Raw genomic sequence first — 13,874 nt, 5'->3', positions numbered from 1 at the left:
AAGGTTCATTTATTACTATATTTACAATCAGAAATACAAATTATACTCAAGATATAGGTTGTAATTTCTTGTATTAAATATAATTTTCACATTATGAAAAAGAGAAACACTAAAATATTATTGGTAGATGATGAACCAGATATTTTAGAAATTGTAGGTTATAATTTGTCTCAAGAAGGATATCAAATTATCACAGCATCAAACGGTAAAGAAGCGATTACAAAGGCAAAATTGGAAATCCCTGACTTGATCATTATGGATGTGATGATGCCGGTAATGGACGGAATGGAGGCTTGTGAGAATATTAGAAAAATTCCAGAATTGAATCATGTTATTGTTACTTTTTTGACGGCAAGGAGCGAAGACTATTCGCAAGTAGCAGGTTTTGACGCAGGAGCAGATGATTATATTACAAAGCCAATCAAACCTAAGTTGTTAGTGAGTAAAGTAAAAGCTTTATTACGTCGTTCTAAAGAGCAAGAAGAAAATGATAAAACATTAAATGTTGGGGGTATTCTGATAAATAGAGAAGAGTATAAAATTATTAAAGATAATATTGAAATTGTCTTGCCAAGAAAAGAATTTGAATTGCTATATTTGTTAGCTTCTAAGCCTGGGAAAGTTTTTAAACGTGAGGAAATTTTAGACACTATCTGGGGGAATGATGTAATTGTTGGAGGGAGAACTATAGATGTACACATTCGAAAACTTCGTGAAAAAATTGGAGATGATTACTTCAAAACCATAAAGGGAGTAGGTTATAAACTGGAAGTATAATATTAATCCAATTCTTGGAATAGTAGAACGATACCTATCAAATGAAAATTAGTTTTAAAAAAAATTACCGATTCGCTTCCAAGTCAGCTTTCTTTACAGGACTCTTTGCTTCTTTAATTGGGATGCTATTATTGAAGTATTTATTCAAACTAGAACAAGAAATTGTATTGCCTTTTGGATTTTTATTATTTCTACTTACCGTAGTTTTTTCATTTATTATATTGCAATATCGAGCAGAACGATTTATTTACAATCGCATAAAAAAAATCTATGATGATGTGGCATTATTGGAATCCTCTCCATTTGCCAATCAACCTATTACTACTGATATGGAAACCTTATCTAGAAAAGTAAAGAAATTTGCTGCCGATAAGAAATTAGAAATTGAGATGCTCCAAGTTCGAGAAGAATATAGGAGAGAATTTTTAGGAAATGTTTCCCACGAATTAAAAACGCCTCTATTTACGGTTCAAGGATATATTGATACTTTGCTTGATGGGGCAATGGAGGATGAAACTATCCGTAAGAAATATTTGAAAAGAGCCGAAAAAGGAGTGGAACGTCTTATCTATATTGTAGAAGATTTGGATATGATAACCAAATTAGAATCGGGAGAGCTGCATTTAGAAATCTCAGAATTTGATATTATTGAGTTAATACAGAGTGTATTTGACTTATTAGAAATGAAGGCTGAAAAAAAGAAAATAAAATTTCATCTTGAAAATAATGATGCATCTGTTTATGTTCGAGGAGATAAAGGCAAGTTGCAACAAGTAATCCAGAATCTATTAGTGAATTCTATTAAGTATGGTAAAGAAGGAGGCGAGACCGAGGTATCGGTAATGAATTTTACAAATAAAAAAATAGTAGTTCGAGTTACGGATAATGGAGAGGGTATCGAACAGCAAAATATCCCAAGGCTTTTTGAGCGTTTTTTCAGAGTGAATAAGAGCGGTTCTCGTTCAGAAGGGGGCTCAGGCTTAGGATTGGCTATTGTGAAACATATCGTAGAAGCTCACAAGCAAAAGATATATGTGGAGAGTGAGTTTGGTGTTGGCTCGGAGTTTTCATTTACAATTGAAAAAGTAAAGTCAAGATAGTCCGGTTTTATTGGATAGTTTTTATTTAAAGCTAATATATTTTAAAAGGGAAATTTCCCTTTTTTTTATTTTTGGATGGTTGCTATCTGAAAAATCACACAAATAGTTTAAAAACCCTCTTGTGTACTGTTTATAAATTGTTTTGCCAGTGTTAATTTATTATCAATATAATATTGAGTTAACATTAACTTAACAAAGCGGTTTCATCTTTGCATCAAAATTAAAACAAACAACGATGAAAAAATTTTTAGGTATAGGTTTAGCTTTATTTTCTTGTATAGTTAGTGCTCAAGAAACTAATAAAGAAATAATTACTAAAGAAGTAGTTCGTGTTCTAGATTCTATAAATAAAGTAAAATTAGCTGAAGAAAAAGCTAAAGCAAAAAAAGACCTCTGGTACGATAAAATTTCCTTGAGAGGATATGCTCAAATACGATACAATGGTTTGTTGTCGACTAATGACAAAGTATCATGTGATCAGTGTGATAAATCTTGGGGAACTACATCAACAGCAGTAGATGCTAAGTCAAATAACGGATTTTTTATTAGACGCGCACGTTTGGTTTTCTCTGGTCAGGTACATCCTAATGTTTACTTCTATATTCAGCCAGATGTTGCAAGTTCACCAGCTTCTGGAGTAAATCATTTTGTACAATTAAGAGATGCTTATTTTGATTTGTCTTTTGATACAAAGAAAGAATTTAGAGTACGAGTTGGACAAAGTAAAGTGCCTTTCGGATTTGAAAATCTACAATCAAGTCAGAATCGTTTAACATTAGATCGTAATGATGCTTTGAATAGTGCGGTTGCCAATGAGCGTGACCTAGGAGCTTTTTTCTATTGGGCACCAAGCAAAATTAGAGATCGTTTTGCGATGTTGGTTAAAGATGGTTACAAAGGTTCAGGAGATTATGGTGTGTTTGCTTTTGGAGCATACAATGGGCAAACAGCGAATAAATCAGAAGGAAATAGAAACTTACACGTAGTTACTAGAATTAGTTATCCTTTTGAAATAGGAGGGCAAATTATTGAGCCAGGACTTCAGGCTTATAAAGGAAAATGGGCTTTTGGAAGTGAGATTTCTTCAGGGGTTTCGATAAACGAAAAGACGTATGTAGATGATGAAAGAATAGCGGCATCCTTCATTTTATATCCAAAACCATTTGGAATTCAAGCCGAATATAATATTGGAAAAGGGCCACGTTATGAAAAGGTTACTAATTCAGTTGCAGTGTCCCACCTAGAAGGAGGATACCTAACTTTGAACTATAAATTGGATTTGCCAAAACAACAATATTTATATCCTTTTGCAAAGTTTCAATACTATAATGGTGGTAAGAAATTTGAAAAAGATGCAAGAAGTTATGTGGTTAGAGACTACGAATTAGGAATCGAATGGCAACCTTTCAAAGCTTTTGAATTAACAGCTGAGTGGGTTATTGCTGATAGAACTTTTGAAGATAGTGCTTTAAGAAATAACAGACAGCAAGGTAATTTATTGCGTTTACAAGCTCAATTTAATTTCTAAAATATATAACTAGTAAACTTATCAAAATGAAAACAACAAAATTAAAAATTATAGCTGTTTTAGTAATAATGGCTATTGGGTATTCTTTTACTTCCTTAGGTAAAATTACAATTAAAGGATCGGATACTATGGTGATTTTATCACAACAATGGGCTGAGATCTATATGAAGAAAAATCCTGGAACGGTTATTCAAGTAACTGGGGGTGGTTCAGGAGTAGGATTAGCTGCTTTGATTAATGGTTCAACAGATATTGCTAACTCAAGCCGTCCAATTAAACCTGCAGAGTTAGAGAAAATTAAAGCAAAATTTGGAAAAAATGCTATTCAAATTCCTTGTGCTAAAGATGGTTTGTCTGTCTTTTTAAATAAAGGGAATAAAGTTTCGGAATTAACAATTGCTCAAATTGGAGGTATTTTCTCTGGAAAAATTACCAACTGGAAACAAGTAGGAGGAGATGATGCTAAAATCCAATTGTATGGTAGAGAAAGTAGCTCAGGTACATTTGAGTTCTTTAAAGAGCACGTAGTTCAAACTGATTTTGCAGCCACTTGTCAAACCTTGCCAGGAACTGCTGCTATCATCAATGCGGTAAAAAAAGACAAATACAGTATTGGATATGGTGGAGCGGCTTATGCAGAAGGTGTTAAAGACTGTAAAGTAAAAAAAGATGCTAATAGTAAAGGATATTTGCCAACAGAAGTAAATATTAAAAACAAAAAATATCCAATTGCAAGATATTTATACATGTATTTAACTTCAAAGCCAACAGGTGAAACTAAAAAATTCATTGACTGGATTTTGAGTTCAGAAGGACAAAAAATAATTGCAGGAGTAGGATACTTTCCAGTAAAATAAAAACAAGTAATTATCCCTTCCTACTTAGGGAGGGATAATTTTTTAAGTCCAATTTTATTTTTCTTTAATCCACTCAGATGAATTCTCAAATGTCAACAACTAATTTCTCAAAAGAGAGTCTAAAAAAACAATTTAGACTTTCAGAATTTCTTGCAGAGAAAATTATCTCGTCAGTAGCATTTTTATCGATTGCCATCATTTTATTGATCTTCGTTTTTGTTTTTAAGGAATCCTTGCCCATTTTTAATTTTGGAGCAGAAGAGAAAAAAGCAATTACCACTGAGGTGTCTACGGCTACTGCAGAAAACTACGATTCAACTTCTTCTGAAGAATTACAACCAGAATCGTATGGTAGTGTGCCAACGGAGGATTTAATGTCTGAATCAGACAGTTCAGAAACAGTATCTGAGGCTGACGCCGCTCCTGAATCGTATGGTGGTGTTGAGGTAGAGTCATTAACCGAATCTAGTCCAGAACTAGAAAATGATATAAAAACTGAAAACAAAGAAGGCAGGGATAAGACTTGGAACACATTTGCAACTTCAGAATGGGTTCCAGTATCAGATAATCCAAGATTTGGTTTAATAGGATTGTTGATAGGGACTTTGAAAGTAACTTTGATTGCGATGTTAATTGCGGGTCCATTGGCTGTGTTGGCAGCATTGTTCACTTCTTGTTTTGCTTCTAAAAGAACCAAAGAAATCATAAAGCCTGTTATTGAAATGCTGGCAGCTTTCCCATCGGTGGTGATTGGATTTTTTGCTTTGATGGTGTTGGCTTCTTTTTTTCAAAATGTATTGGGCTATGATTCAAGACTGAATGCTTTTATTGGAGGTATAGCTATGGCATTAGCTGCTATACCTATCATTTACACTATTTCAGAAGATGCTTTATCTTCAATACCAAAAACCTATACAGAAGCTAGTCTTGCTTTAGGCGCGAGCAAATGGCAAACTGCTTTTTTTGTTGTTCTGCCAGCGGCTACTCCCGGAATTTTTGCAGCTTTGTTATTAGGCGTTGGACGTGTTTTTGGCGAAACCATGATTGCTTTGATGGCTACAGGTAATGCAGCTTTAGTTTCGGCGAATCCATTTGAGAGTGTGCGCACATTTGCAGCAACCATTGGTGCTGAAATGGCTGAGACTGTTTTTGGCGAAACGCATTACAGTGTGTTATTCTTCATCGGCTCGTTACTTTTTATTTTCTCATTTGCATTGAATGCGTTGGCAGAGTTCTATGTGAAAGGAAAATTAATTAAGAAATTCCAAGGAAAATAGTTATGAATACAAATACAACAGAAAACCATTTTCTTTCTAAGGGAGGAAAAGGAATTGATATTAAAGGGAAATTGATTGTTGGGACTACTCAATTAGCAGTTGCGTTAATTATCGCCATCCTTTTTATTATACTTGGGATCATTGTTTATCAAGGGAGAGATAAATTTTCTTGGGAGTTTATTAGTTCATTTCCAACTGACGGAATGACCAAAGGTGGAATTTTTCCAGCTTTGATAGGAACTTTTATATTGGTAATTGTAATGTCAATTGCAGCAGTGCCTTTTGGGACTATTACGGCAATTTATTTGACGGAGTATGCCAAAGAAAATTCTAAAATAGCTACAGCTGTTCGCTTCTCCATTCGAACTTTAGCGGTAGTACCATCCATTATTTTTGGATTATTTGGATTGGGGTTCTTTATTCAATTTGTAGGTTCAGGAGCTGATACCGTTTTTAATGGAGGTCAATTGCGTTGGGGTCAGCCCAATCTTCTTTGGGCGAGCCTTACTATGTCATTATTGACATTGCCAGTGATTATTGTTTCGGTAGAAGAAGCTTTAAAAACGATTCCTCGAGAATTGCGAGAGGCTAGTTTGGCTTTAGGTGCAACGAAATGGCAAACTATAAAAAAAGTGGTTTTTCCAGGTTCAATTTCAGGAATTATGACAGGAACTATTCTGGCTGTAAGTCGTGGAGCTGGAGAGGTAGCACCTATTCTATTTACAGGAGCTGCGTATTATTTGGCGACGTTACCGGGTTCATTGAGTGATCAATTCATGAATTTGGGATATCATATTTATATTATGTCTACACAATCATCTGATGTAGAGAAAACAATGCCGATTCAATTTGCTACTACTTTAGTTTTATTGTTGTTAACATTATCATTAAATCTTGTAGCAGTTGTAATACGATCTAGAATTAGAAGAAAAGCAAAGTAATTAGGATACTTATTTGGGTAATAATAAAAAGAAAATGAAAGATATTAAAATTACAGTTGAAGATTTATCGTTATACTACGGAGAGAAAAAAGCATTAAAAGAGATTTCTTTGGAGATTCCAAAGAATAAAGTAACAGCTTTAATAGGACCTTCAGGTTGTGGAAAATCTACTTTTTTGAGATGTATCAATAGAATGAATGATTTGATTCCAGATGTTAAGATAACGGGGAATCTATTAGTTGAAGGAATTGATATTTATGATGATGATGTTGATGTTGTGAATATTAGAAAGAAAATAGGAATGGTTTTTCAAAAATCAAATCCGTTTCCAAAATCTATCTATGAGAATATCGCTTATGGACCAAGAATTAACGGTGTAAAAGATAAAACAGAGTTAGACGAAATCGTTGAAACTTCTTTGCGTAAAGCAGCTATTTGGGATGAAATAAAAGATCGTTTAGGAGATTCGGCTTTAGGACTTTCTGGTGGTCAGCAACAACGACTATGTATCGCTAGAACTTTGGCAGTAAGTCCAGATATTATACTTATGGACGAACCTGCAAGTGCATTGGATCCTATTTCTACTTCAAAAATCGAAGAATTGGTTCACGAATTGAAAGAACAATATACAATCATTATCGTGACTCATAATATGCAACAAGCCGCAAGAACAAGTGACTATACTGCTTTCTTTTATATGGGCGAATTGATTGAAATGGGGAAAACAAATACTATTTTTACCAAACCAGAGAAAAAACAAACGGAGGATTACATTACTGGAAGATTTGGATAATTCAAGAAATAAGGTAAGTAGGAAACAGGATTTGTAATTTTTATCTTTTAAAAAATAATAAGATGACACACTTTGAAATAGAATTAGAAAAGTTAAAAACCGTAATCGAAAAAATAGGTATTCTTGCCCAAAATCAAGTAGGAGAGTCAGTTAAAGCATTGCTTTCTGAAACTGCTGTTGAAGGAAAAGAGGTGAAAAAGACCGAACACAAAATTGATAAATTAGATGTAAAAATTGACGAAATTTGTCAGAGTATCTTCGCTTTGCAACAACCTGTTGCGTCTGATTTACGTTTCATTATGTCGGCAATGCAAATCAGTAATGAAATTGAGCGAATAGGAGATTTGGCAATAAGCATTATCAAAAAAGCAAAAAATACAAAAGACAAACACGATTTGATTTCTAGATTTCAAGTAGCGGAGTTAGCAAAAGAAGTAGAAAAAATCACGATCAAAACGAATGAATGTTTTTTAACTCGTGATGAGACTACGATCGGTGAAATTTTTATTTTGAATAAAAGTATCAAAAATAAAACCGATGATGCAATTCATAATATTGTTGGTGAAATGAAAGTGAATTCTAAAGCAGTCGTTTCTGGAACTAATTTGGTAATTGTTTTAAAGCATTTAGAACGTATTTCTGAGCATTGTACGAATATAGCGGAGAATGTGTTCTTTATGATTAATGCTAAAATCATCAAGCACGAGAAATTTGAAGAATAGAGATTGGAAAGGGTTTTTAATGTGTTAATTTTTTTTTAATTAATTCCAAAAACTCAATATAAACTCTATTTTTGTTGCAATGAAAAAAATAGCTGGAATATTACTTTTTCTATTTGTTGCATTTTTAATAACACCTGCGGTTGTAAGTGCTATTGAGAATGATGCAGATGTTTCCGTTGTCTACAGTTTTTCAGAAGAAGAACAAATCCATAAAGATATAAAGCTTGTTTTTTATTACGATCAAGTGTTTAGCAGAATTTATCTTTCTAATGTAGTATCAAAAACTATATTGACTGAAAATTCCTTGAAACACGATGATGTTTCTTTAGGAATTTTTATTCCACCACCCGAATTAATTTAGTACATAATCTATTTTAAAATGGAGTCATTTTAAAATGTATTTCCTCACATTTTTCTTCAATGTGAGTTATTTTTATGTGTAATTTTAGTTCAATATAATGACAAAAAAAATCAATCTTTTTGCCAACCTTAAATCAGATTTCGCTTCTGGCTTAGTGGTTTTTTTGGTGGCGCTACCTTTGTGTTTAGGAATTGCAATGGCCTCGGGAGCCCCATTATTCTCGGGAATTATTTCAGGAGTAATAGGCGGAATTGTAGTAGGTTATTTAAGCCAATCTCATATCAGTGTCTCAGGCCCTGCTGCAGGATTAACAGCAATTGTGTTAACAGCAATTACTGATTTAGGAGCCTTTGACGTATTTCTAACTGCGGTCTTTATTGCAGGTTTAATCCAATTAGTTCTTGGATTTATAAAAGCAGGAACTATATCCAATTATTTTCCTACCAATGTTATTGAAGGGATGTTAGCAGGTATTGGAATCATCATAATCATGAAACAATTACCGCATGCTATTGGATTTGATAGCGATTTTGAAGGAGATCAATCTTTCATTCAATCGGATGGTAGTAACACATTTTCATCTTTATTTAATGTATTGAATTATGTTCAATTGGGATCAATTATAGTGTCAATCATTTCATTGAGTATCTTGATTGCATGGGATAAAGTTTCCTTTCTAAAAAAAATAAAACTAATTCCAGGGGCTTTGGTAGCCGTGATTACGGGTATCATTTTAAATGAAATTTTTATTAATTCAGGAAGCTCTCTAGCTATTGCAAAGGAACATTTAGTTTCGTTACCCGTTCCTACTTCCATAGATGAGTTCAAACAGATTATTGTGTTGCCAAACTTTGCTGGTTTCCTCAATCCAGATGTTTGGGTTGTAGGATTAACCATTGCTATTGTGGCATCGATTGAGACTTTGTTATGTATTGAAGCAGCAGATAGAATGGATGTTCAAAAAAGATACACAAACACTAATGTAGAATTGAAAGCCCAGGGCATTGGAAATATTGTAAGTTCTCTTTTAGGAGGACTTCCAATGACTTCTGTAGTGGTACGTTCGTCTGCTAATAATGCAGCAGGTGCAAAGTCCAAAATGTCGGCTATAATTCATGGAGTTTTATTATTAATCAGTGTTTTGACAATTCCTTTGTTGTTAAATAAAATCCCATTGGCCACTTTGGCTTCAGTATTACTTTTAGTGGGGTATAAATTAGCAAAGCCCGCTACTTTTGTTCATTTTTGGCATAAAGGAAAGTACCAATTTGTTCCTTTTATTGCCACTTTAATTGCAGTAGTCTTTACAGATTTGCTGAAAGGGGTTGCTTTAGGAATGATTATTAGTGTGATTTTCATACTGAAAGGGAATTTGAAAAGAGCTTACATTTTTAGAAAAGAAGAGTATGCTGATGGAGATGTAATTCATATTGATTTGGCACAAGAAGTTTCGTTTTTGAATAAAGCGGCTATCAAACAAACATTAAATTCAATTCCTGGAAATTCTAAGGTAATCATTGATGCCAAAGACACGATTTATATTGCGCATGATATTTTAGATTTAATCCACGAGTTTAAAACGATTAGAGCTAAAGAAGAGCATATTAAAGTCAAATTGAAAGGGTTTAAAAAGGAGTATCAGTTAGAGAATAATGAAGACAATCATGTTACGATAGAACATCATTATGATGCATTAAAAAGAGAAATGGTAAAAAAAGAAGTGAAACGTTTTGATGCGATTAATTAATTTCGGTGTTAGTGCAATTTTAACTAATTAAGTGACAATTTAAATCATAAAAAATGGTAGATTTTTATAAAAAAATATTAGACAATAATAAGAGATGGGTAGAGACTTCGTTAGAAAGTGACCCTAATTATTTTCAAGATTTAGCTAAAGGACAAACACCCCCTTTATTATGGATTGGGTGTTCAGATAGTAGAGTTCCTGCCAACGAAATTATTGGGGCAAAACCAGGTGAAGTTTTTGTACATAGAAATATTGCCAATATGGTAATTCATTCAGATATGAATATGTTGAGTGTCTTAGATTACGCTGTGAATGTATTAAAAGTAAAGCATGTCCTTGTTTGTGGTCATTATGGCTGTGGAGGAGTTAAAGCTGCTTTAGGAAATGATTCTATTGGAATTATTGACAACTGGATTCGTCATATAAAAGATGTATATCGCTTACACAATAAATATTTAGACTCTATTATTGATGAAAATGAACGTTTTAACAAGTTTGTTGAATTGAATGTAAAAGAACAAGTGTTTGATTTAGCTAAAACTTCGATAGTTCAGGCAGCATGGAGAAATGGTCAGGAATTAACGTTGCACGGTTGGGTATATGGATTAAATTCTGGTTTTGTAACGGATTTGGATGTTAATATTAGTTCGGAAAGAGATTTAGATAAAGTGTATCAATTAAAATTCTAAAAAATGAAAAAAGTAGGTATTGTTTTGGCTGTTTTGTTTGCAGCTTCAATGTCAGCTCAAACTCATGAATTAGTGAAACATAATGGAGAAAAAACAGGGATTAATTATAATAAGACAGAGTATAATCTAGTTTGTTTTTCCACTCCTAATTCTTCTGAAGAAAATAAAATTAGTAAATATGCCGTGCATTCAATAACCAATAAGGTTACAGGAAGCACTCAAATTATTTCTTCTAAAATTGATGTAAAGGATAAAAATGGGTTTCGAGATATAGTATTCTTAAAAGAATCTGAAACTGCGGGTCTAAAAAAAGGAGAAGCTATTAGTGTTTTCTTTGGCAGAACCAAAGGATTCTCAGATTATGATTTAGTTACGATGAAAAAGAGAAGGTTGCAAGAGAAAGCCGCTCAAAAAGGAAGCCCCTTTCTTGTTATTACTTCGGAATCCTATGATGAAACTAAGGCTGTTTTATATTACTATTAAACCCTTCAACAACAAAAAAAGCACCAGTAATGGTGCTTTTTTTGTTGTAAATAAATTTGATCTATTCTTTGGTTACAATTTGCATTGTCTCACGACTCACTTGTTTTAATAAAACAGTTTTGTCCTTTTCAACAGTTTGTGCCGCATCGTCATTGAAATGGCGAATGGTATATAATGTAACATTTTCTTCAAAATCTACCTTGAATTTTTTAGATAAAATAGCGTTTAATTCTTTAAAGTTGTCAAACTTGTCTTCAACACAAACAGAGAAACTAATCGCTGAATTTTGGATCAAGTTCACTTTGATTTTGTATTCGTGGAATAAACCAAAAATTTCACTAATATTTTCTTCCATAATAAAAGAGAAATCTATTGAAGAAAGCGAAATTAATAATTGGTTTCTTTTTACGATAAAACAGGGTAAAAGAGGTTCTAAATCAACACCTTTTGAAACGCTAGTCCCTTTTAATAATGGATTGATAAACGATTTTACATACAAAGGAATTTCTTTCTTTTGTAATGGCTGTAATGTTTTTGGGTGAATTACCGATGCGCCATAAAAAGCCAATTCGATGGCTTCACGGTACGAAATTTGATTTAACAAACTCGCGTTTTCAAAGTAACGAGGGTCAGCATTCATTACGCCAGGAACATCTTTCCAGATAGTTACGCTTTCCGCATTCAAGCAGTAAGCAAAAATAGCAGCAGTATAATCAGAACCTTCACGTCCTAAAGTGGTAGTGAAATTATTCTCGTCAGAACCCAAGAATCCTTGTGTAATGTTCAAGATTTTTGGCGCTATATTTTTAGCAATATTCTTTTGGGTTAAATCCCAATCTACCTCTGCGTCTCTGTAATTAGCATTGGTTTTGATGAAGTTACGAACATCCAACCATTGTGTTTTGATGTTCATAAAATTCATAAAGTGACTCAAAATATTGGTCGAAATTAACTCGCCATAACTTACAATTTGATCGTAAACAAAGTTGTAATTTGGCGATTTATTGTGTGCTAAGAAGTATTCTAAATCTGAAAATTGTTCGTTTACAGATGCAAATACGGGGTGATTATCATCCTCAAACAAATCCAATAATATTTGATTGTGGTATTTTTTAATTTCTTGAACCGATGAGCTTAACTCAGGCGATTTGTCAAAATAATTTTTGATTACTACTTCTAATGCGTTAGTCGTTTTGCCCATAGCTGAAACCACTAATAGTACATCTTCGTAACCTGCTTTTTGTAAAACGTCGTACACGTTTTTGATTCCATCGGCGTCTTTTACAGAGGCGCCTCCAAATTTGAATATTTTCATATAATAGTACTGCTATAATTTTACTTTAATTTATTTTCAAGAAAATAGTTAATTCCTTCTTCGTCCATTTGTGCCACTCTCCAATCATCAAAAACTTTGGCTCCTGAATTTCTATAGAATTCAATTGCGGGTGTGTTCCAATCTAGAACAGCCCATTCAATTCGTCTTACATTGTCTTTTTTTCCCTGTTTGATTACTTCTGAATACAAGGCATATCCTAAGCCAGTTCCTCGCATACTTTGTTTAACGACTAAATCTTCAAGGTGTATAGTTTTTCCTTTCCAAGTAGAATATCGGTAATAATATAAAGCGATACCAACAATGGTAGATTCAACTTCAGCAACAAAAACATGAAATAACGGATTGGTCCCAAAACCATCTCTAATTAAATCCTCTTCAGTTATAACAACGGCATCAGGCTCTTTTTCGAAATCGGCCAATTCTTGAATTAGAGCTAATACTCCTTTCATGTCTTCGGGATTTCCTTTTCGAATAGTCATAAATTCTTAATATTAGTGATTGAATTGCTAAAAATAATAATTTTTTTACCTGAATTTGTCAATTTGGTTAGCAAATATACAAGGATAGCCAGCTACAACATAAAATTTGTGTCATTTTCACAAAAAATACCCTATTTGTGACTTCCAATATTTTTCTGATTACTACTAAATTAAAAAAGCCCCTTTTTAAGGAGCTTTTAATGTTGAATAATGTAGGGACTTTTGTTTATTTATTCATATTCTTCATTTCATAAATGAAGGTATCTAAATCTACTTTTTTGTCGATTAGTGATAATGCTTTGTTTACGATGTAGCAGATGTTTTCAGGAGTAAATCCTAAAGCGATTCCTAATTTTTCTAATAATTTTTCTTGACTGTCACCTAATTGATGGTCAATGTGTACCATTCTACCTAAGTCAAATAAACGTTCCAATCTATCGTTATATAAGTAAGGTGGATTGATTGGATATTTCAATGGATTAGCTAAAATTTCTTCATATTCCGAAGCTGAAATCTCAAGATTAGTAGCTAATTTGTCTAAAAACGCTTTTTCTTCAGGTGAAGATTTTCCATCGGCAAGTGCCACGCGAACAATGGCTGAGAAATGACCTTTATTTCTGGTTTTAAATTCGCTATCAAATAAATCTGAAAATGACATAATAATATAAGTTTTTAATTACGATAAAGGTACGTTTTTTTTGAAAAAAAGACGATTTTCAATTGAAATTTTCAGTGACAAATTTTATTTCTAAAATGGATTTGGCAGGCACTCAATTTGTCTTTT

General features: G+C 33.0%; 15 protein-coding genes. 12 read left to right on the top strand and 3 right to left on the bottom strand.

Going from position 1 to position 13,874, the window contains the following annotated elements; all coding sequences use genetic code 11:
* The first annotated feature begins 93 nt into the window (after nt 1–93).
* The 12 genes from Q0L65_RS06840 (at nt 94) to Q0L65_RS06785 (ending at nt 11,275) form a co-directional block, all read left to right on the top strand.
* Nucleotides 94–777, top strand: a complete 684-nt coding sequence (locus Q0L65_RS06840; protein WP_296684730.1) for a response regulator transcription factor — start codon at nt 94–96, stop codon at nt 775–777.
* Between the two features lie 41 nt (nt 778–818).
* Nucleotides 819–1,877, top strand: coding sequence for an ATP-binding protein (locus Q0L65_RS06835; protein ID WP_296684728.1), 1,059 nt, complete (start codon nt 819–821; stop codon nt 1,875–1,877).
* Nucleotides 1,878–2,112: 235 nt separating this feature from the next.
* Entirely contained in the window at nt 2,113–3,405 is a 1,293-nt protein-coding gene (locus tag Q0L65_RS06830; RefSeq protein ID WP_296684726.1) for a porin, read from the top strand.
* 26 nt (nt 3,406–3,431) lie between these two features.
* Nucleotides 3,432–4,262: a phosphate ABC transporter substrate-binding protein gene (locus Q0L65_RS06825; protein ID WP_296684725.1), complete on the top strand. Its 831-nt coding sequence runs from the start codon at nt 3,432–3,434 to the stop codon at nt 4,260–4,262.
* Nucleotides 4,263–4,339: 77 nt separating this feature from the next.
* Complete coding sequence (pstC, locus tag Q0L65_RS06820; protein ID WP_296684723.1) at nt 4,340–5,539, top strand: phosphate ABC transporter permease subunit PstC; 1,200 nt, start codon at nt 4,340–4,342, stop codon at nt 5,537–5,539.
* 2 nt (nt 5,540–5,541) lie between these two features.
* Nucleotides 5,542–6,480: a phosphate ABC transporter permease PstA gene (pstA, locus tag Q0L65_RS06815; protein ID WP_296684722.1), complete on the top strand. Its 939-nt coding sequence runs from the start codon at nt 5,542–5,544 to the stop codon at nt 6,478–6,480.
* Between the two features lie 34 nt (nt 6,481–6,514).
* Nucleotides 6,515–7,273, top strand: coding sequence for a phosphate ABC transporter ATP-binding protein PstB (pstB, locus tag Q0L65_RS06810; RefSeq protein ID WP_296684720.1), 759 nt, complete (start codon nt 6,515–6,517; stop codon nt 7,271–7,273).
* 62 nt (nt 7,274–7,335) lie between these two features.
* Nucleotides 7,336–7,995, top strand: a complete 660-nt coding sequence (gene phoU, locus Q0L65_RS06805; RefSeq protein WP_296684719.1) for a phosphate signaling complex protein PhoU — start codon at nt 7,336–7,338, stop codon at nt 7,993–7,995.
* 79 nt (nt 7,996–8,074) lie between these two features.
* Nucleotides 8,075–8,356, top strand: a complete 282-nt coding sequence (locus Q0L65_RS06800; protein WP_296684717.1) for a hypothetical protein — start codon at nt 8,075–8,077, stop codon at nt 8,354–8,356.
* A gap of 97 nt (nt 8,357–8,453) precedes the next feature.
* Nucleotides 8,454–10,103 (top strand): SulP family inorganic anion transporter, encoded by a 1,650-nt coding sequence (locus Q0L65_RS06795; protein WP_296684716.1) that lies wholly within the window; start codon nt 8,454–8,456, stop codon nt 10,101–10,103.
* 53 nt (nt 10,104–10,156) lie between these two features.
* Nucleotides 10,157–10,792 carry a carbonate dehydratase gene (gene can / locus Q0L65_RS06790; protein ID WP_296684714.1) on the top strand — a complete coding sequence of 212 codons (636 nt, stop codon included), beginning with the start codon at nt 10,157–10,159 and terminating at the stop codon, nt 10,790–10,792.
* Nucleotides 10,793–10,795: 3 nt separating this feature from the next.
* Nucleotides 10,796–11,275 carry a hypothetical protein gene (locus Q0L65_RS06785; RefSeq protein WP_296684712.1) on the top strand — a complete coding sequence of 160 codons (480 nt, stop codon included), beginning with the start codon at nt 10,796–10,798 and terminating at the stop codon, nt 11,273–11,275.
* Nucleotides 11,276–11,336: 61 nt separating this feature from the next.
* Here Q0L65_RS06785 and Q0L65_RS06780 read toward each other — a convergent pair whose 3' ends face one another.
* The 3 genes from Q0L65_RS06780 to Q0L65_RS06770 form a co-directional block, all read right to left on the bottom strand.
* A complete protein-coding gene (locus tag Q0L65_RS06780) occupies nt 11,337–12,590 on the bottom strand; it encodes an aspartate kinase (protein WP_296684711.1) in 1,254 nt (417 codons plus the stop codon).
* Nucleotides 12,591–12,610: 20 nt separating this feature from the next.
* Nucleotides 12,611–13,090, bottom strand: coding sequence for a GNAT family N-acetyltransferase (locus Q0L65_RS06775; protein WP_296684710.1), 480 nt, complete (start codon nt 13,088–13,090; stop codon nt 12,611–12,613).
* Between the two features lie 226 nt (nt 13,091–13,316).
* Nucleotides 13,317–13,748, bottom strand: a complete 432-nt coding sequence (locus Q0L65_RS06770) for a TerB family tellurite resistance protein (protein ID WP_296684709.1) — start codon at nt 13,746–13,748, stop codon at nt 13,317–13,319.
* Nucleotides 13,749–13,874 lie beyond the last annotated feature (126 nt).

Source organism: Flavobacterium sp., from assembly GCF_024642105.1.
Lineage (GTDB): Bacteria > Bacteroidota > Bacteroidia > Flavobacteriales > Flavobacteriaceae > Flavobacterium.
This window is presented reverse-complemented; position numbering and strand designations above follow the sequence as displayed.